The organism is Kluyvera genomosp. 1 (genome assembly GCF_001266615.1).
GTDB classification, from domain to species: domain Bacteria; phylum Pseudomonadota; class Gammaproteobacteria; order Enterobacterales; family Enterobacteriaceae; genus Kluyvera; species Kluyvera cryocrescens_A.
Window position 1 is genome coordinate 1 of the sequence record NZ_LGHZ01000042.1, and the last position, 19441, is coordinate 19441.

Genomic DNA, 19441 nt, shown 5'->3' on the forward strand with positions numbered 1-19441 from the left:
CACAGGGATGTGGGCTGAGGGCGCGGTTTTACAGGGACGTTACCTCGCGCCCGACCCGAAAGCCGGAAGGCATAAGCTGAGGGAACCGCGAAGCGGCGATTCTGCCGCCAGAGCCTGGGGGTGCAGGGGGCGGCGGCGATTGGCCGCCCCCTGCGCGCTCCTTGCGCCATTCAAACTATAGGGCATGAGATGAACAAGGAGCGCAACAGTCTAGAAAGCCGAACGGTGTTTCTCTCGTCGCTGGCAATGAGTAACCATTGCCCAACAACTACTTCCCACCCGTCTTCACCGGCGTATCCGGCTTCTTATCATTACCGGCGATATACGGGCTCCACGGCTGCGCACGTACCGGTTTGTCGGTATTCCACACCACGTTGAACTGCCCATTCTCTTCGATTTCGCCAATCATCACCGGCTTATGCAGGTGGTGGTTGGTGGCATCCATGGTCAGGGTAAACCCATCTGGCGCAGCAAAGGTCTGTCCGGCCATCGCCGCACGCACTTTGTCGACATCTGTAGTGCCCGCTTTCTCTACCGCCTGCGCCCACATGTGGATACCCACGTAGGTCGCTTCCATAGGGTCGTTGGTCACCACGGTGTCGGCATTCGGCAGCTTATGCGCCTTGGCATAGGCGCGGTAGTCGGCAACGAATTTGGCGTTCACCGGGTTAGTAACCGACTCAAAGTAGTTCCACGCCGCTAAATGGCCCACCAGCGGTTTGGTATCAATACCGCGCAGCTCTTCTTCACCCACGGAGAACGCCACCACCGGTACATCGGTGGCTTTGATACCCTGGTTGGCCAGCTCTTTGTAGAACGGGACGTTGGAGTCGCCGTTGATGGTCGAAATCACCGCCGTTTTTCCACCCGCGGAGAATTTCTTAATGTTGGCGACGATGGTCTGATAATCGCTGTAGCCAAACGGCGTATAGACCTCTTCAATATCTTTATCCTGAACCCCTTTGGAATGCAGGAAGGCGCGCAGGATCTTGTTGGTGGTGCGCGGATAAACATAGTCGGTACCGAGCAGGAAGAAGCGCTTCGCGCTGCCGCCGTCTTCACTCATCATGTATTCCACCGCCGGGATCGCCTGCTGGTTTGGCGCAGCCCCGGTGTAGAAGACGTTTGGCGACATCTCTTCGCCTTCATACTGTACCGGGTAGAACAGCAGGCCATTCAGCTCTTCAAATACCGGCAGCACCGATTTACGCGATACCGAAGTCCAACAGCCGAAGACCACCGCGGCTTTATCCTGGGTCAACAGCTGGCGCGCTTTTTCCGCAAACAGCGGCCAGTTGGAGGCTGGGTCCACTACCACCGGTTCGAGCTTTTTGCCCAGCACACCGCCCTTGGCGTTGATCTCGTCGATGGTCATCAGCGCCACGTCTTTCAGCGGCGTTTCGGAAATCGCCATCGTGCCGGAGAGTGAGTGCATAATCCCCACCTTAATGGTGTCTGCTGCGTACGCCTGCAAAGAGAAGCCCATGCTCAAAAAGGTGGCCGACAGGGCAAATGCTTTCAGTAAAGAACGTCTTTTCATGACCAAAACCCCTAAATGATATTGAGTAATAACGGTTTTCCCATCATGCGATGGGCTTAAGATGAAACAGGTTGTAAACGTGCCTGCTGCAGCCGGTGTAAGGTTATTTTTCGGACCTCGGCTTTACTCTGTGAGATATGCGCAGTCAGGATCCGCTGCGCCTCCTCGGTTTGCTGTTGTGCTATCGCCCGCAGTACCTGGGCGTGTTCGCTGTAGGTGGCATCAACACGATCCTCACGGGTAAAGTCGAGGTGACGGATGATGCGCATTTTTTCGGTCAGGTCGACATGCACGCGGGCCATCTCCGCATTACCGGTAGCGCTAACCAGCGCGGTATGGAACGCTTCATCGTGCCTTGACAGCGTTTTACCCGGCGACATCTGCGGGGCGTCACACCAAAAGGCGATGAGCGGTGCCAAATGCTCGGCACGCGCGGCAGACGGCATAGCGCAAAGTCGTTTTACTGCCTCCATCTCCAGCACGATACGAAAATCGTACAGCGCTTCGAAATAGGTGAAGTCGAACGGTTTCACCTGCCAGCCGCTGCGGGAATAAACCTGCACATAGCCTTCGTGCTCCAGCCAGAACAGCGCCTGGCGCACCGGCGTGCGGCTGGCCGACATACGCTCGGAAATCTCGTTTTCACTAAAGTGCTCACCGGGCATCAGTCGGAAATCAAAAATGTCATTTTTCAATTCCAGATAGATACGCTCGGCCAGCCCCACCGCGCGCTTTTTGTCATTGCTTTGCGCCATCTTTAGCTCCTTATTCCAGCCACAACAGGGCGTCGCCTGGGCTCACCGGACGGCCCGGTTGGCAGCCAATGCGCTTCACCACACCCGCCTGCGGCGCGGCAATCGCCAGCTCCATTTTCATGGCTTCGACGATGATCAGGGTCTGCCCGGCTTCCACCGTGTCGCCCGGCTTCACCAGCACTTTCCAGATGTTGCCGTTCATATCGGCGGTCACCGCCAGGGCGTCATCATCAACGGCCTCGTTTGGCTCCGGCGGCTGGATTTCGGCGCTCTCCTGCTGGTCATCAAGCTGCCAGCGCTCCACTTCTGCCTCGAAGGCGGCAGACTGAAGCTGGCGGAACTGTGCAATCTCGTCGGCGTTGGCCTCGAGGAATTGCAGATGCGCAGGGAAGTCGAACACCGTCTCTTCAATACGCACGGCGGCGCGTCCTTCGCGGAAATCGTCGCGCAGCTGATCCAGCTCCGCTTCACTGACCGGGTAGAAGCGCACCTGATCGAAGAAGTGCAGCAACCACGGCTCACCGTTGTTGAACTGATCGTTTTTGAGGAATTTGTTCCAGATAGGCAGCGTGCGCCCCACCAGCTGATAGCCGCCGGGGGAGTCCATGCCATAGATGCACATGTACATGCCGCCAATCCCGACGGTGCCTTCGGCAGTGAAAGTGCGCGCCGGGTTGTATTTAGAGCTCAGCAGACGGTGGCGCGGGTCAATCGGCACCGCACACGGCGCACCAAGATACACGTCACCCAGCCCCAGAATCAGGTAGCTGGCGTCAAACAGCGTCTTCCTCACCGCTTCACGGCTCGGCAGGCCGTTAATACGCTGGATGAAATCGACATTGTTCGGCAGCCACGGTGCGCTGGCGCGTACGGTATCGGCATAGCGGCTCACCGCATCCAGCGTGGCGCTGTCCTCAAAGGCCATCGGCAAATGAACAATGCGTGACGGCACTTTCATCTGCGTGACGTCACCAATCCGCGCTTCCTGTTCCAGCAGCAGCGCCACCAGCGCCTGCTGGCTGATTTCGCGGCTGTCATAGCGCACCTGTAACGAACGCACGCCGGGTGAAAGCTCTTTGATGCCCGGATGCGCCAGCTCGCGCAGGTGTTCCATCAGCACATGAACCCGCAGGCGCAGGGCCAGATCCAGCACGTTTTCGCCGTACTCAATCAGAATGTAGTTGTCGCCAGCCTGACGATAGACAATCGCCGGGGTGCTAAACGTGGCCGGCAACGACACCAGTCCGGCGGCGGAGACTCCATCGCGGTCGGCAAGTGACGGCACGGCAAACTCGGCAAGGGTGGTGGTTTGCAGCGTCTCCACGCTGCGATCCATCGCCTTCTCCCGCGCTACCGCATCCTCGACGCTAATCGGGAAGAAGCGAATGCGGTCACCTGGTTTCACCTGCCCCACTTTCCATAGCTCGGCTTTGGCGATGGTCACCGGACAGACAAATCCGCCCAGGCTTGGGCCATCACGGGTAAGAATGACCGGGAAATCGCCGGTGAAGTTAATGGCGCCTATCGCGTACTCACAGTCGTGAACGTTGGAGGGATGCAGCCCTGCTTCACCACCGTTTGGCCGCGTCCAGCTTGGCTTCGGCCCGACTAAACGCACCCCAAGGCGGTTGGAGTTGTAGTGCACCTGCCAGTCGCTGGCAAAGAACTCGTCGATGGATTCCTGAGTGAAGAAGTCCGGCGCGCCGTGCGGCCCGTAGAGCACGCCAATACGCCACACCTCGCCGTAGGTCGGGATCAGTGCGCTGGAGAGCGCTTTCGGTTCACTGACCGGGGGGGGCGTCGTGCAGGCCGCAAGTTCCGGGCGCGAGATAGGCAACAGATCGGCCACTTTCAGCGTGCGACCGGCGTGGCCGCCAAACTGGCCCAGCGCAAAGGTAGAACGGCTGCCGAGATACTCCGGCACGTCGAGGCCATTCCGCACCGCCAGATAGCCGCGACAGCCCGCCTGTGCGCGACCCAGCGTCAGTGTTTGACCGGATTTTACCGACACCGGCTGCCATAGCGCGACCGCTTCACCGTCAAGCGTCGCCTGACAGTCGGCCCCTGTCAGGGCAATCAGCGCATCGCTGTGAAACTGCAGCACCGGCCCCTGCAGGGTAAATTCCAGCCCTGCCGCCGATTCATGGTTGCCGACAATCCGGTTAGCCAGACGGAAGGCAAAATCATCCATCGGCCCGGACGGCGGCACGCCGATATCCCAGTAGCCCTGACGGCCCGGATAATCCTGCACGCTGCTCCAGGTGCCCGGCTGAATGACTTCAATCACCGGCGATGTTGCAACCACGCTGTCGAGCATCCGCGTCCAGGCGGTGCCGCTCACAAATGCCTCGCTGGCGGTGATTTGTCGCAGGTAATCAAGGTTGGTGGCGATACCGTGCAGGCGCGTGGCGGCAAGCGCGGTATGCAGTTTAACCAACGCCGCCTCACGCGTGGGCGCATGGACAATCAACTTAGCGATCATGGGGTCGTAAAATGCCGATACTTCGCTGCCGGTGGTCACGCCGGTATCGATACGCACATCATCCGGGAAGGTCACATCGGTCAATACGCCAGGGCTCGGCTGGAAGTTTTTCAGCGGGCTTTCGGCATAGATACGCACTTCAATGGCGGCACCCTGCGGCGCCTGCGCCAGACGCGCCCACTCGATAGGCTCATCTGCCGCAACCCGCAGCATACACTCCACCAGATCCAGCCCGGTGACGGACTCCGTCACCGGATGCTCCACCTGTAGGCGAGTGTTGACCTCAAGGAAATAGAACGCATCAAGCGCGCCGTCGTAAATAAACTCCACCGTCCCGGCGCTGCGATAGTTCACCAGTTTGCCCAACTGCACCGCCGCCGCCAGCAGCGCGCTGCGCGTGTCCGCGGGCAAGTTTGGCGCGGGCGTCTCTTCCACCACTTTCTGGTTGCGGCGCTGCAGCGAGCAGTCGCGCTCACCGAGGGCGACCACGTTGCCTTTGCCGTCGCCGAAAATCTGCACTTCGATATGGCGGGCACGATCCACGCAGCGTTCAACAAAAACGCCCGCATCGCTAAAGAACTGCTCCCCCAAACGGCGCACGCTTTCCCACGCCTGGGCGAGCGTTTCGGCGTCGGCGCAGCGCGTGAGTCCAATCCCACCGCCGCCAGCCGTGCTTTTCAGCATTACCGGGTAGCCAATCTCCTGCGCCGCCTTCAGCGCCTCATCCAGGCTGTTAAGTAGCCCGGTGCCCGGCGTCATCGGTACGCCAGCTTGTGCGGCAAGCTCACGGGCCCGGTGCTTTAAGCCAAACTCACCGATCTGCTGCGCGGTGGGGCCGATAAAAACAATTCCCGCCTGTTCACAGGCGTCGGCAAACGGCAGGCTTTCGGAGAGAAAACCGTAGCCCGGCCAGATGGCCTGCGCCCCGCTTTCCCGCGCGGCGGCGATAATTTTGTCGATTTTCAGGTAGCTATCGCTGGCCTTTTCACCGCCCAGCGCCAGGGCAACATCCGCTTGCTTGACGTGTTCAGCGTTTTTATCGGCTTCGGAGTAAACCGCCACGCTGGTAATGCCCAGTCGTTTCAGCGTTCGTATGGCGCGACAGGCAATTTCACCCCGGTTGGCAATCAGCACGGTATTAAACATGTTGGTTCTCCTTGCGGGCAATCCAGTGGCGCCAGCCCTTAAATTCGGTAATGTTCGTGGCGTCGCTGAGCGCCGCCGGTTCACAAATAAAGCCTTTCACCCAGCGGCCATCGCTGAGCTCAAGCGAGCCAATCCCCAGCGGCGCCGGGATTTCTGCGACGAACTCGCCAAAGCGAGCCAGCGGGATATCCCACAGTTCCACTTCAATCGCCGCCCCTGAGGTATCGCGGGCAATTCCCGGCTTTTGCGGCTGGGTGTTGGCTAACGCGTACAGGCGGTAGTTCGGCGCGGTGTGCGTGGATTCGACAAACGCCGCGTCGCGGGTGGTCAGCTGGAAATTGAGCGGCATCCCGCGCAGATGTGCGCCAACCACCGCCACGCGGACGTGATGGGCTGAAGGAGCAAGGGACGCACCTGCGGTAAGCGGCAGCCCGGTCGCACCCAGCGGAAGCGCTAGCTGCTGCTGCCAGCGCAGACCAAACTCGGCCAGCGCGCGGTCGTGCCACGCCGGTGCAATCAAGGTAATGCCTGCCGGGAGACCGTCGTCACGCAGCGGGGCTGGCAGGGCCAGCGCACTAAGATCGGCAAGGTTGGTGAAGTTGGTGTAGGTCCCAAACTGAGAGTTAAAGCGGATAGGTTCCTGCTTCATCTCTTCGAGGGTATGAATGGTCGGTGAGGTCGGCACCACCAGCGCATCGACATCGGCCAGCGCGTGGTTGATTTTTTGCGCCAGCTCGGCGCGCAGGTATTCAGCCTTAAAGGCATCCACCGCGCTGTAGTTCAGGCCTGCGGAGACAATGGTATAGACGGTTGGATCCATCTGTTCCGGATGCTGGAGCATATCGCCCACTGCCGCCGTGCGCTCTGCCACCCACGCCCCCTGATAAAGCTGCTCTGCCAGTTGAGAGAATGCCGAGAAATCAATCGGACGCAGCGTGACACCACCGTCGCACAGCGCATCAAGCGCTTTTTCCCACGCCGCCTGTGCTTGGGTGTCACCGAAGAAATTGAGTACTTCCGGGATAGCCAATACTGGATTTTGCGGCAGCGCGGCAGGGGCGGTTGCTGGATTGCTGCGCGAGTATGCATCTTCAGGATCGACGCCGCCCGCCAAAGATGCGATGTAAAACGCATCATCGACAGTCAAGGCAAACACCGACAGCGTATCGTTCAGACGGCAGGCTGGAACGACGCCTTTCGCCGATAACCAGCCTTTGGTCGGTTTGAGCCCGACGATGTTGTTAAACCCGGCCGGTACGCGCCCGGAACCGGCGGTGTCGGTGCCGAAGGCAAACGGCACCAGGCCGCGCGCCACCACCGAAGCTGATCCGGAGCTGGAGCCGCCGCTGACGTACTCGGCGTTAAAGGTGTTGGCAACGGCGCCGTACGGAGAGCGAGTGCCCACCAGGCCGGTCGCAAACTGGTCGAGGTTCGTTTTGCCAATCACAATCGCGCCAGCGGCTTTCAGCCGGGCTACGGCGGTGGCATCTTGCTCGGCAATATACTCAAATGCCGGACAGGCGGCCGTGGTCGGCCAGCCGGCCACATCGACGTTATCTTTAACCGCAAACGGAATGCCAAATAATGGCAGCGCGCCCGGGTTGTCCCGATAGCGCGGAATTAACGCGTCCCACTGCGCCTGAAGCTGAGTCTCGCTGACAATCATTAGCCAGGCGTTATCCTCAACGGAGAGAGTACGAATATGGTCTTTTAATAATGTCAGAACCGCGTCGCTATTTTGCGTAATCTGCTGACGCCATGCGGCCAGTGTCTTACCGGTCATTAATGCCATCGTTGAATTCCTGTTGGTATACAAGATGGAATTCAATTAGCAAGGCTCATGCCAAATAATTAATTATTTGTTTTATATGAATTTATAATAAAACCAAGAATCAATTAAAATAATCACCGCACCGTCGCAGATCATTAACGTGCAATAACGGTGCAGGGCGTCATAGGAAAAATAAATAGATAAATAATAAGAACAGAACAATCTATTATGAAAATAACCGCAGCAATATTTCTTTTATCGATGCGGTTATTTTTATGTCGAAAGCGTCTGGATGACGCGATCAGCGGACGCGCCCTTTGGCCCAGTAAGCCATAAAGTTAATCGCGTCTTGCTCCACGCCACGTTCGCCAATCAGGTAACGGCGCAGCTGTTTGACGACCGTTGATTCCGCTGCCACCCAGCCGTAGAAATCGCCGCTTGCCGTGGTGGCTTTATCCCACAGCAACTCTCCTTCGGCCTCTTCCTTAACGTAGCCAGCCCCGTCGCTTTCCGGCAGACGTGCATACTGCTTCACGGCGCTAATTAGGCATTCACCGTGCTTCGCCGCATGTGGCTGGCGCGGTAGCCAGTGCACTGCCGCAAAATCGAACGCGGTTAAATCGATGCAGTCACCCTGATCCGGTACTTCAAAAAATGCCTGTACCTGCGGAGGATTAGCCTGACCCGCCAGCATTTCAAGGATCCCACGCGCCGCCGGCAGTGCCGTTTCGTCGGCCACGATCAGGGCGCGGCGCAAAGCCGCAGGCGGCGTCCATTCATAGCCACCGCTGTCTTCAGTTTGCGCGGCATTGGGCGCTACGATCTGGATGGTATCGCCCGGTTTGGCGTTAATGGCCCAGGCGGAAGCCGGACCTTCCGTGCCGTGGCGAACAAACTCCACCGTCACTTCCCGACGATCAGGATCGACATGCCGCAGCGTATAGGTACGCACGATCGGCCGCTTGTCTTTCGGTATGGCCAGCAGCGTTGGGTACCACTCGCCTTCCACCGGCAACGACGGCGGCGTACCGTCCTCGGCGGGAAACAGCATTTTTATTCGCTGATCCGGCGAGTCCGATTTCATCTGCGCCACCTCTTCCCCACTAAACACCAGGCTCAGCAAAGAGGGCGAGACCTCGCCTTTACGCACTAAGCGCACGTTGAACAGACGGTAACCCGGAACGACAGCCATAAATGGTCCTTACCTATGAGGAAGAAGGTGCAGCACGCAAGTAAACCTAACATCATGATTTTACTGATTTATTCTGCGATTTCTTGCCAGAGTCAAACATTGAAAGTTGATGATAAAAGCATCATCTCATTAATATTTTTTAATCAACTCTAATATTTAGTATTGATAATGAGAAATATTATCGACAATATTCGCATTACCACAACTGATATAAGCCCATGAATTATTCATGGTTTATATACCCATCGCGGTTACCGCCATGGGTGCACGCGGCATGACGCTGCATCTTTAACTCACTGAACCGCATTTTTGGGCCGATGCTTGTCTGCCCGTGCGCAGGAATAATGATGATCGCAAAAAAACTTACCTTCTGGGCGCTAAACCCGCTGCTGCTTGCCATGATGGCTCCCGCCGTGGCGCAGCAAACCGACGATGAATCGATGGTGATCTCCGCCAGCCGCAACAACCGTACCGTCGCCGAAATGGCGCAAACCACCTGGGTGATTGAAAATGCCGAACTGGAACAGCAGATCCAGGGCGGTAAAGAACTTAAGGATGCGCTGGCGCAGCTGATCCCCGGCCTTGACGTCAGTAGCCAAAGCCGCACCAACTACGGCATGAACGTCCGTGGTCGCCCGCTGGTGGTGCTGATCGACGGCGTACGCTTGAACTCGTCGCGCACCGATAGCCGCCAGTTGGACTCCATTGATCCATTCAACATCGAGCATATTGAAGTGATCTCCGGCGCGACGTCGCTGTACGGTGGCGGGAGTACCGGCGGGCTTATCAATATCGTGACCAAAAAAGGCCAGCCGGAAACTCAGGTGGAGTTTGAAGCGGGCAGCAAAAGCGGCTTCAACAGCAGTAAAGATCACGATGAGCGCATTGCCAGCGCCGTTTCCGGCGGCAACGACCACATCTCCGGGCGTATGTCGGTGGCCTATCAGAAGTTTGGCGGCTGGTACGATGGCAACGGCGATGCCACCCTGCTGGACAACACTCAGACCGGTTTACAGTATTCCGATCGCCTCGACGTCATGGGCACCGGCACGCTGAACATTGATGAGACTCAGCAGCTACAGCTGGTGACTCAGTACTATAAGAGCCAGGGCGACGATGATTACGGCCTGAATCTGGGGAAAAATTTCTCGGCGCTAAGCGGAGCCACTAAGCCGTACGTCAGCAGCGGGCTGAATTCCGACCGTATTCCCGGTACTGAACGTCACCTGATGAGCCTGCAGTACTCCAACAGCGATTTCCTCGGCCAGGAATTGGTCGGCCAGGTTTACTATCGCGACGAGTCGTTAAAGTTCTACCCGTTCCCGTCCATGGATAAGAACAATAAGCTTACGTCTTTCTCGTCATCCCAACAGGAGACCAACCAGTATGGCGCGAAGTTGACGATGAACAGCACACCGCTGGACGGCTGGCAGCTAACCTACGGGCTGGATGCCGATCACGAGCGCTTTACCTCTAACCAGATGTTCTTCGATAAAGATAAGGCCAATGCCTCCGGCGGCCTGAATAACCAGCGGCTCTACACCACGGGTCGCTACCCATCGTACGACATCAGCAACCTGGCCGCATTCCTGCAGTCCAGCTATGACATCAACGAGATCTTTACCCTAAGCGGCGGCGTACGCTATCAGTACACCGAGAACAAAATTGATGACTTCATTGGTTACGCGCAGCAGCAGCAGATTGCCGCCGGTACGGCAAAAACCGCCGATGCCATTCCGGGCGGTTCAACCGATTACGACAACTTCCTGTTTAACGCCGGCCTGTTGGTGCACCTGACCGAACGTCAGCAGACCTGGTTTAACTTCTCACAGGGCGTTGAGCTGCCGGACCCGGGTAAATATTACGGTCGTGGCACCTATGGCACGGCGGTCAACGGGCATCTGCCGCTGACCAACAGCGTCAACGTTGACGACAGCAAGCTCGAAGGCATCAAGGTGAACTCGTACGAGCTGGGCTGGCGCTACACCGGCGATAACCTGCGCACCCAGCTGGCGGCGTATTATTCTCTGTCGGATAAAAACGTGCAGGCGAATAAAGATCTGACCATCAGCATTATTGACGATAAGCGCCGCATTTACGGCGTGGAAGGCGCGGTGGACTACTTTATTCCGGATACCGACTGGAGCACCGGCGGTAACTTCAACGTGCTGAAAACCGAATCAAAAGTGGACGGTAGCTGGCAGAAATACGACGTGAAAGTCGCCAGTCCATCTAAAGCCACCGCCTACATCGGCTGGGCGCCGGATCCGTGGAGCCTGCGCGTGCAGAGCACCACGTCATTTAAAATTCGCGATGAGGCCGGTAACCAACTTGATGGTTACACCACCATCGATTTACTCGGCAGCTATCAGCTTCCGGTGGGCAAACTGAGCTTCAGCGTGGAAAACCTGTTCGACCGCGACTACACCACGGTTTGGGGACAGCGCGCACCGCTGTACTACAGCCCGGCTTCCGGCCCGGCTTCCCTGTATGACTACCGGGGGCGTGGGCGGACGTTTGGGTTGAATTACTCGGTGCTGTTCTAAGTTCAGGTATTGAAGAAAACCGTGTAGCGCCCTAATGCTTGTTAGTTATGCGCGAAATTCCGTTCACCTTACGTTTTGTAGAACATGAAACAATAGTATCAGTGAACGGGCAAAGGGGAGCGCCCCGCTCCCCTTTGCAATCCCCGCGGCCCCGCAGCGAAATCGGTGCTTCGCACTGCGTTCGCCTGCGAACTCCAGCCTGCGGCACGGCGAAACTCGACGTCATGTCTCGGTTCGCCTCAGTCCGCCATCCCTGGCGGCCTGACCTTGTCTTCCCTTCTCCGGCTCACCGATTTCAAGCGGGGACTCATCGGTTTCAGCAATATTGGCGTTTTTTATAGCTTAAAAGTTACAGCGATATTGGCGTTTGCTTTTAGCTGAAAACTTGCAGCGACTTTAGGTGGCGTCTGAATCGCCGAAGCGTTGCCTGCAGGCCGGGGCAGCCCACAGGGATGTGGGCTGAGGGCGCGGTTTTACAGGGACGTTACCTCGCGCCCGACCCGAAAGCCGGAAGGCATAAGCTGAGGGCACCGCGAAGCGGCGATTCTGCCGCCAGAGCCTGGGGATGCAGGGGGCGGCGGCGATTGGCCGCCCCCTGCGCGCTCCTTGCGCCATTCAGGTTAAATGGCTGGTTGTAAACAAGGAGCGCAATCAGCTGGAAAGCTGAATGGAAACCCACTTAACTGACAGCCCCTGCTACGACGCCTTTTCGTTTTCCCGCTGCTGCTCCGTAGCTTCAACTTCACGGTACCAACGCGGATGGTGCTTCTTCGCCCAGCGGCGACTCACTTTCCCGTCGATCATCCCCTCAATCGATCCTTTCACCCAGAACGCCATGTAGATATGAATCAAAATAGCGTGGATCAGCACGATTGCCGCCGTCGCATGAATCAGTAAACTCCAGCGCACCACCACCATCGGAAAATAGTGGGCAAAGTATGGCCGCCAGATGATAATGCCGGTCGCCAACAGCACGAAAATCAGGCTCATGATGCTCCAGAACATCATTTTCTGACCGGCGTTATATTTGCCGACATCCGCCACTTTATGTTCGTTACCCTTCAACACTTCAACAATGCCTTTGATCCACGGGAGATCCTGTTTATCGGGAATGTTGTGGTGCACAAAACGGACGAACATAAACATCAGCACGACGAAAATCATCACCCCAAAGAACGGGTGTAAAATTCGCCCCATCTGCGGCGTGCCGAAGGTTTCAGTGAGCCATTGCAGCGTCGGGAAGAACAGCGCAATACCGGAAAGCGACACCAGGAAGAAGCTAATCACCACCGTCCAGTGGCAGGCGCGGTCGATAAATTTGGTGCGTAGAATCATCTTGCTCTTACTCATGACCGTTCTCCTCTTCGTCATCATCATCCGTCTCTTTGTTCGGCCCCACGCCCACATAGTGGTAAATCAGTCCGGCAAAGGTGGCGATGAATCCGGCGGCGGAGAGCGGCTTGAGAATGCCCTTCCACAGATTGACCGGCGCGGCGATTTTCGGATCGTCCGGCAGATTGTGATACAGCGAAGGTTGATCCGCGTGGTGCAGCACATACATCACGTGCGTCCCACCGACCCCTTCAGGGTTGTAGATTCCCGCATTGGCATAGCCGCGTTTTTTGAGCTGTATGACGCGGTTTTCGGCGACATTAAGCATCTCTTTTTTGGTGCCAAACTGGATGGCCCCGGTCGGGCAGGTTTTCACGCAGGCCGGTTCCTGGCCGACGCTAACCCGATCAACGCACAGCGTGCATTTGTAGACGCGATTGTCTTCAGGGTTGAGTCGAGGAATGTTAAACGGGCAACCAGCAATGCAGTAGCCGCAGCCAATGCAGTGCTCAGACTGAAAATCGACAATCCCGTTGGCGTACTGGATGATGGCGCCAGCGGAGGGGCAGGCCTTCAGACAGCCCGGATCCGCACAGTGCATGCAGCCGTCCTTACGAATCAACCACTCCAGTTTGTCATTCTGGGTGGTTTCGCTAAAGCGCATCACCGTCCAGGCCTTGGCGCTAAGATCGGTCGGGTTATCGTACACACCGTGGCAATAACCCACTTCATCGCGGATATCGTTCCACTCGGAGCAGGCCACCTGACAGCCTTTGCAGCCGATACAGGTAGTCACGTCGATAAGTTTTGCCACTTCGGCGCGGTAATCGCGCGCATGGGGTGGTGGCGTGATGCCGTTGGTCGCCGAACGTTTGATAATATCTTGTGATTGCATAGCCATGAGTTTTCTCCCTTATGCCCGCTCAACGTTAACCAGAAACGCTTTGTATTCAGGCGTTTGTGAGTTGGCATCGCCGACCGACGGCGTCAGCGTGTTGGCGAGAAAACCTTTGCGCGTGGCCCCTTCAAAGCCCCAGTGACACGGTATGCCGATGGTATCGACCTGCTTACCGTCAATGGTCAGCGTTTGCAGGCGCTTGGTCACCACCGCTTTGGCTTTGATAAAGCCGCGTTTCGACATCACTTTCACTGTATCCCCTGCCGCAATCCCTTTTTTACTCGCCAGCGCTTCACCGATTTCGATGAACTGATCCGGCTGCGCAATCGCATTCAGCAACGCATGCTTGGTCCAGTGGCGGAACAGCTCGGTAATGGAGTAGGTCGTCGCCACATACGGGAAAGCGTCCGCAGTGCCCATATTGGCGATATCGTCATGGAAGATACGGGCCACCGGGCTCGAGACCACGTCCGCGTGCAACGGGTTGGTGCCGATAGGCGACTCAATCGGCTCATAGTGTTCCGGGAATGGCCCATCGTTCATTTTGTCGATAGAGAACAGGCGCGCGACGCCCTCCTGGTTCATGATGAATGGCCCGACATTGCTGCCCGGTGCCGCCTGGCTGTAATCGGCGACATCCATACCGGCCCATTTTTGGCCGTTCCAGTGCAACAGCGCACGCTTCGCATCCCACGGTTTTCCCGCCGGATCGGCGGACGCGCGGTTATAGAGAATGCGGCGGTTTGCTGGCCAGGACCACGCCCAGCCAGGCGTACAGCCCAGGCCATACGGATCGCTGTTATCGCGATTAGCCATCTGGTTGCCCTGCTCCGTCCAGCTACCGCAGTACACCCAGCAGAAACTGCTGGTCGAGCCGTCATCACGAAGCTGGGCAAAGCTGCTAAGTTGCTGGCCTTTTTTGGCGATAAGCAACCCTTTATCATCATAAAGATCTGCCAGCGCCATCCCGTTTGCCTCGCGGGCAACTTCTTCAGGATGTGGATCGTAGGGGTCTTTATAATCCCAGCTCATATTCAGCAGCGGCTCGGGGTTAGCCCCGCCTTCTTGCTGATACAGCTCACGCAGCCGCATATACAGGCGGCCAAGAATTTTGGCGTCGTGCAGCGCCTCGCCCGGTGGTTCAGCCGCCGCCCAGTGCCACTGAAGCCAGCGCCCGGAGTTAGCAATCGAACCGTCCTCTTCAGCAAAACAGGATGATGGCAGGCGGAAAATTTCAGTCTGGATATCTTCAGGCTTCACATCGTTCATTTCGCCGTGATGCTGCCAGAAGTTTGATGACTCCGTCGCCAGCGGATCGATAACGACCATGTACTTCAGTTTTGCCAGCGCGCGCGAGGATTTGTTTTTATCCGGGAACGCCGCCAGCGGGTTGAAGCCCTGCACGATGTAACCGTTAATTTTACCTTCCAGCATCAGCTCGGCCTGGGTCATCACATCGTACAGACGATCCCATTTCGGCAGCCAGTCGTAGCCCCAGTTATTCTCCGCCGTGGCGTGATCGCCCCAGAAACTTTTCATCATGCTGACAAAGAATTTTGGCGTATTTTGCCAGTAGTTCACTTCGTTCACGCCAAGCGATGGCGGGGTGATTTGGGCAATATAGGTCTGGTAATCAGGCTGTTTTTCAGACGGCAGCGGCATGTAGCCGGGAAGATTGGTCGACAGCAGGCCAAGGTCGGTATAGCCCTGAATATTCGAGTGGCCGCGCAGCGCATTCACGCCGCCGCCTGCCATACCGATATTTCCCAACAAGAGTTGAAGCATCGCAGCGGCGCGGATAATCTGCGCTCCGGCGGAGTGATGCGTCCAGCCCAGCGCATAGAGAATGGTCGCGGTGCGGTCAGGCACGCTGGTGCTGGCGAGGATATCGCAGATGCGCTTGAAGTCCGCCAGCGAGGTACCGCATAGACGGTTAACCATTTCCGGCGTGTAGCGCTCAACGTGGGCTTTCAACAAGTTCCACACGCATCGTGGGTGACTGAAGGTTTCATCACGCAGCGCGTTGCCCTGCTCATCCAGCTGATAAAACCAACTCGATTTGTCATACTGGCGTTTTTTCGCGTCATACCCGCTGAACAGGCCATCGTTAAACTGGTAGTCATCGCGAATGATCAGGCTAGCGTTAGTGTAGTGGCGCACATATTCATGCTGCACGCGATCGTTTTCCAACAGGTAGCGGATCACACCGAGCAGGAACGCAGTGTCAGAGCCTGCGCGGATAGGCGCGTAGAGATCGGCCACCGCGGCGCTGCGGTTAAAACGTGGATCAACCACCACCACGGTGGCGTCATTTTTAGTTTGCGCTTCAATCACCCACTTAAAGCCAACCGGGTGCGCTTCCGCCGCGTTACCGCCCATAATCAGCACTACGTTGGCGTTTTTAATATCCACCCAGTTATTGGTCATCGCGCCACGGCCGAAGGTCGGTGCCAGCGCCGAAACGGTCGGTCCGTGGCACAGCCGCGCCTGGCAGTCGATAGCCACCATCCCCAGGCTGCGGGTAAATTTACCGTCAAGAATTCCGGTTTCATTACTGGCGGCGGAAGAACAGAGCATGCCGGTCGTGGTCCAGCGGTTGACGGTGAGCCCCTCGGCGTTCTTCTCAACAAAGTTAGCGTCGCGGTCATCTTTCATTAATCGCGCAATCCGATTAATGGCGTCATCCCAGCTAATACGCTGCCATTTATCTGAACCTGGCGCGCGATATTCGGGATACTGCAGGCGATTTTCGCTGTGAATATAATCCAGCACGCCCGCGCCTTTCGGGCACAGCGAGCCGCGGCTCACCGGATGATCCGGATCGCCTTCAATGTGATAAATGCTTTCTTTTACATTTTTGGCTGAGTCGCCAAGGCTGTACATCAGCATGCCGCAGCCTACCGAGCAGTAGGTACAGTTATTACGCGTCTCTTTTGCTTTTAAGAGTTTGTATTGACGGGTTTCCGCGTGAACGGAAAACGATGATAAAAATCCGAGAGATGCAACAGTGGTTCCTGCCATACCGCCCGCGCAGATTCGAAAGAACTGCCTCCGGCTGAGCTCCATGTATCCTCCAGCTTAAACTTAAGACATGAAAAGGGATGGAGATTATAAGGTTATTCCGGACGGGAGACCATTACTCTTATAGGGTTATTGATAGAGCGCAATATTTAGAATATTGCCAACATCGATTAAATTGATCGCAATTAATATGAACAATTCCGTTAGTCACTAAAGATAATAATTACGCATGGCGATTATTTAATAAAATAATCGCCATAAATTTGAACGGCTATATTGCGCATACCGCTACGATTTATCCGCCCAGGGTCTGGCAACGTTTAAGCGCCGGTACATGGAAGGCGTCATGCCCACGCGTTTGATAAACGCCCGGCGCAGCACATCGCAGCTGGCGTAACCACACTGGCTGGCGATCGTTTTCAGCGGCAACGTGCCGCTCTCTAACAGCATTTTTGCCCGATCAATGCGCCCCGCTTCCAGCCACTCTCCCGCCGCCATGCCCATTTCCTGACGAAACAAGCGCCCAAGATGGCGGACGCTAAGGCCAATGTGTTCCGCCATATCGTTCAGGCTTGCCACGGTGGCAAGGTTAGCGAGCGTCCAACGCTGTAGATCCTGGAAAGCGTTGCGACCCGTTGAGGATATTGCGCTATGGCGGATAAAGTGTCCTTGATTAACCGGGCGGCGGAAAAACATCACTAAATTACAGGCGATGTCCTGCGCCACTTCGCGCCCGAGATCTTCCTCCACCAGCCGAATCGCCAGCTCCATGCCGGAAGTCACCCCCGCCGCCGTTCTCACGGGGCCATCCGCGACATACAGCGCATCAACCTCCACTTCAATCTGTGGAAACTCCGTGCTCAGACGCGCTGCGCTGGCCCAATGGGTGGTGATTTTACGCTGAGTCAGAAGCCCCGTTTGTGCCAGCAAGAACGCGCCGGTACAGACAGAGCCGTAGCGCTCACTGTTATTGCACAGCGTGCGGATTTTCTCTTTTTGCGTCTGGGTCAACGTCTGTTGCCAGACGTCCGGCGCACCGGCGAGAAGAAAGGTGTTCGCTTGCAGCGTCTGTTTGTCGAGCCGGTAGTCCGCCATCAGCTTAACGCCCGATGATGACGTGACGGTTTGCGCCTCCAGCGAGACCACCACAGGTTCATACACTGTCCGCCGCAGCAGACGATTAGCCTCGGCAAAGACGTCTAATGGCCCGGAAACGTCCAGAAGCTGAACGCCAGGTACGGCAAGAATGGCAATCACGCGTTTCATCAGTGCTGGAAGTCCCGATTAGCAGTTATGTCTTAATTCGTCGTAATTCGATGATTCATGACATACAGAATGCCCGGTAAACTTCATTTCAACAACCCATGAGGAGCAAAATATGACATTCACCGTGCAAGGCATCAAAATCCCCGACAGCAAACTGGCTCGTGAAGCCACCGAGTTTGTACGAGACACCGAAAACGATCTGCTTTTTCACCACTCCAGCCGCGTCTATTATTGGGGCGCGCTAGCCGGCGCACATCGCGGCCTGAAAGTGGATCACGAACTGCTGTATGTCGGCTGTATGTTCCACGATGTGGGTCTGACCCACGAACACTGCAGCTGCGACAAGCGCTTCGAAGTGGATGGCGCCAACGCCGCCCGCGCATTCCTCGATAGCCATGGCGTCGCACCTGCGGATATCGATAAAGTGTGGACGGCGATTGCGCTGCATACCACGCCGGGGATCCCGGAATTTATGGCCCCGGAAATCGCGCTGCTGACCGCCGGCGTGGAGATGGACGTACTGGGTATCGACTATTCGTCATTCAGCGACGCCAGCCGTGAGGCCGTAGTGCAGCAGCACCCGCGCCAGCCGCAGTTTAAAGAACAAATCATCAACGCGTTTTATGATGGGATTAAGGGCAAACCGCAGACCACATTCGGCAACGTGAAAGCCGATGTGATCGCCGATAAAGAGGCTGCATTTGTGCCGGGCAACTTCTGCCGCATTATTCGCGAGTCGAGCTGGAAAGAGTAAGCATCAGTCCGGGACGGATGTCTGTTATCGGGTTAGCAGACATCCCTGCCCTTGCGGTTAGGATTTATCAATTTGATGTTTGGCGCAGGCTAACAGAAAAGCGGTCACCGAGGTGGCATCGCTAATTTTACCCGCCAGAATCAGTGCCCTGAAATCAATGATTTTCATCTTTTTGACCGTCAAACCATACTCTTCTTCATCCAGCTGCTGGCCGCTCAACGTCAACTCGGTCGCCAGGTAAATATGATATCCCTGCGAAGAATAACCCTGCGCCAGCTTTTGGTACCCCACGTATTCAAGCTTACCGGCGCTGAGCCCGGTTTCTTCTCTCAGTTCTCCGGCGGCAACCTCTTCGGGTGCGGCGGTCGGCGAAGTTTCCCAACTACCCTGCGGCAGTTCAATCGTTCTCACACCTAACGGGTAGCGGAACTGCTCGACGACAAAAATGTCGTCATTGTGTAGCGGAATAATGACGACAAAATCCCCTTTCTCAACGACGGAATAGATCCCCTCGCTGCCGTCGGCGCGCTGGACGCGATCTTCTTTCAACGCCATCCAGCGGTTGCGATAAATCTCTTTCGTGGCCAGCGTTTTTATTTCAGCGCTCATGAGCATAATCCTTTGTTGGCTAAAAGGCTGACGCCCAAAATAGCAGTGACGTCAGGGGCATGAATAACATCTGTCTCTTATACACATCTGACGCTCCTGTCTCTTATACACATCTGACGCTGCCGACGA

The 19441-nt window shown here is 56.5% G+C and carries 12 protein-coding genes; 2 read left to right on the top strand and 10 right to left on the bottom strand.

All coding sequences use genetic code 11. The features are described from left to right. Positions 1–268 precede the first annotated feature (268 nt). The 5 genes from urtA to KP80_RS19900 form a co-directional block, all read right to left on the bottom strand. The gene (gene urtA / locus KP80_RS19880; RefSeq protein WP_052285373.1) at positions 269–1540 is read right to left on the bottom strand and encodes an urea ABC transporter substrate-binding protein; all 1272 of its coding nucleotides are present in this window, start codon (positions 1538–1540) and stop codon (positions 269–271) included. 56 nt (positions 1541–1596) lie between these two features. Further along, the gene (locus KP80_RS19885; RefSeq protein WP_052285374.1) at positions 1597–2295 is read right to left on the bottom strand and encodes a GntR family transcriptional regulator; all 699 of its coding nucleotides are present in this window, start codon (positions 2293–2295) and stop codon (positions 1597–1599) included. Positions 2296–2305: 10 nt separating this feature from the next. Next, entirely contained in the window at positions 2306–5923 is a 3618-nt protein-coding gene (gene uca / locus KP80_RS19890; protein WP_052285375.1) for an urea carboxylase, read from the bottom strand. Beyond that, entirely contained in the window at positions 5916–7715 is a 1800-nt protein-coding gene (gene atzF, locus KP80_RS19895; protein ID WP_052285376.1) for an allophanate hydrolase, read from the bottom strand. The genes uca and atzF overlap by 8 nt, the downstream gene beginning before the upstream one ends. 280 nt (positions 7716–7995) lie before the next feature. Continuing rightward, the gene (locus KP80_RS19900) at positions 7996–8886 is read right to left on the bottom strand and encodes a siderophore-interacting protein (RefSeq protein ID WP_052285377.1); all 891 of its coding nucleotides are present in this window, start codon (positions 8884–8886) and stop codon (positions 7996–7998) included. Positions 8887–9230: 344 nt separating this feature from the next. Between KP80_RS19900 and iutA the strand changes: the two genes are divergently transcribed. After that, entirely contained in the window at positions 9231–11432 is a 2202-nt protein-coding gene (gene iutA, locus KP80_RS19905; protein ID WP_052285378.1) for a ferric aerobactin receptor IutA, read from the top strand. Positions 11433–12128: 696 nt separating this feature from the next. On the opposite strand, the gene fdnI is transcribed toward iutA, so the two are convergent. From fdnI to KP80_RS19930, 4 genes are all read right to left on the bottom strand, one after another. Beyond that, complete coding sequence (gene fdnI, locus KP80_RS19915; protein WP_052285379.1) at positions 12129–12782, bottom strand: formate dehydrogenase-N subunit gamma; 654 nt, start codon at positions 12780–12782, stop codon at positions 12129–12131. Continuing rightward, positions 12775–13665: a formate dehydrogenase subunit beta gene (gene fdxH, locus KP80_RS19920; RefSeq protein WP_052285380.1), complete on the bottom strand. Its 891-nt coding sequence runs from the start codon at positions 13663–13665 to the stop codon at positions 12775–12777. The genes fdnI and fdxH overlap by 8 nt, the downstream gene beginning before the upstream one ends. Before the next feature lie 12 nt (positions 13666–13677). Further along, entirely contained in the window at positions 13678–16728 is a 3051-nt protein-coding gene (fdnG, locus tag KP80_RS19925; protein WP_072129175.1) for a formate dehydrogenase-N subunit alpha, read from the bottom strand. 243 nt (positions 16729–16971) lie between these two features. Beyond that, entirely contained in the window at positions 16972–17949 is a 978-nt protein-coding gene (locus tag KP80_RS19930; RefSeq protein WP_052285381.1) for a GlxA family transcriptional regulator, read from the bottom strand. A gap of 112 nt (positions 17950–18061) precedes the next feature. Here KP80_RS19930 and KP80_RS19935 point away from each other — a divergent pair, with 112 nt between their 5' ends. Beyond that, positions 18062–18703 (top strand): HD domain-containing protein, encoded by a 642-nt coding sequence (locus KP80_RS19935; protein WP_052285382.1) that lies wholly within the window; start codon positions 18062–18064, stop codon positions 18701–18703. Positions 18704–18760: 57 nt separating this feature from the next. Here KP80_RS19935 and KP80_RS19940 read toward each other — a convergent pair whose 3' ends face one another. After that, complete coding sequence (locus KP80_RS19940) at positions 18761–19312, bottom strand: NUDIX domain-containing protein (RefSeq protein WP_052285383.1); 552 nt, start codon at positions 19310–19312, stop codon at positions 18761–18763. Positions 19313–19441 lie beyond the last annotated feature (129 nt).

Bases quoted from the DNA above. Each gene is read 5' to 3' on its own strand.
- urtA (WP_052285373.1), bottom strand. From the start codon at position 1,540: ATGAAAAGACGTTCTTTACTGAAAGCATTTGCCCTGTCGGCCACCTTT.
- KP80_RS19885 (WP_052285374.1), bottom strand. From the start codon at position 2,295: ATGGCGCAAAGCAATGACAAAAAGCGCGCGGTGGGGCTGGCCGAGCGT.
- uca (WP_052285375.1), bottom strand. From the start codon at position 5,923: ATGTTTAATACCGTGCTGATTGCCAACCGGGGTGAAATTGCCTGTCGC.
- atzF (WP_052285376.1), bottom strand. From the start codon at position 7,715: ATGGCATTAATGACCGGTAAGACACTGGCCGCATGGCGTCAGCAGATT.
- KP80_RS19900 (WP_052285377.1), bottom strand. From the start codon at position 8,886: ATGGCTGTCGTTCCGGGTTACCGTCTGTTCAACGTGCGCTTAGTGCGT.
- iutA (WP_052285378.1), top strand. From the start codon at position 9,231: ATGATGATCGCAAAAAAACTTACCTTCTGGGCGCTAAACCCGCTGCTG.
- fdnI (WP_052285379.1), bottom strand. From the start codon at position 12,782: ATGAGTAAGAGCAAGATGATTCTACGCACCAAATTTATCGACCGCGCC.
- fdxH (WP_052285380.1), bottom strand. From the start codon at position 13,665: ATGGCTATGCAATCACAAGATATTATCAAACGTTCGGCGACCAACGGC.
- fdnG (WP_072129175.1), bottom strand. From the start codon at position 16,728: ATGGAGCTCAGCCGGAGGCAGTTCTTTCGAATCTGCGCGGGCGGTATG.
- KP80_RS19930 (WP_052285381.1), bottom strand. From the start codon at position 17,949: ATGAAACGCGTGATTGCCATTCTTGCCGTACCTGGCGTTCAGCTTCTG.
- KP80_RS19935 (WP_052285382.1), top strand. From the start codon at position 18,062: ATGACATTCACCGTGCAAGGCATCAAAATCCCCGACAGCAAACTGGCT.
- KP80_RS19940 (WP_052285383.1), bottom strand. From the start codon at position 19,312: ATGAGCGCTGAAATAAAAACGCTGGCCACGAAAGAGATTTATCGCAAC.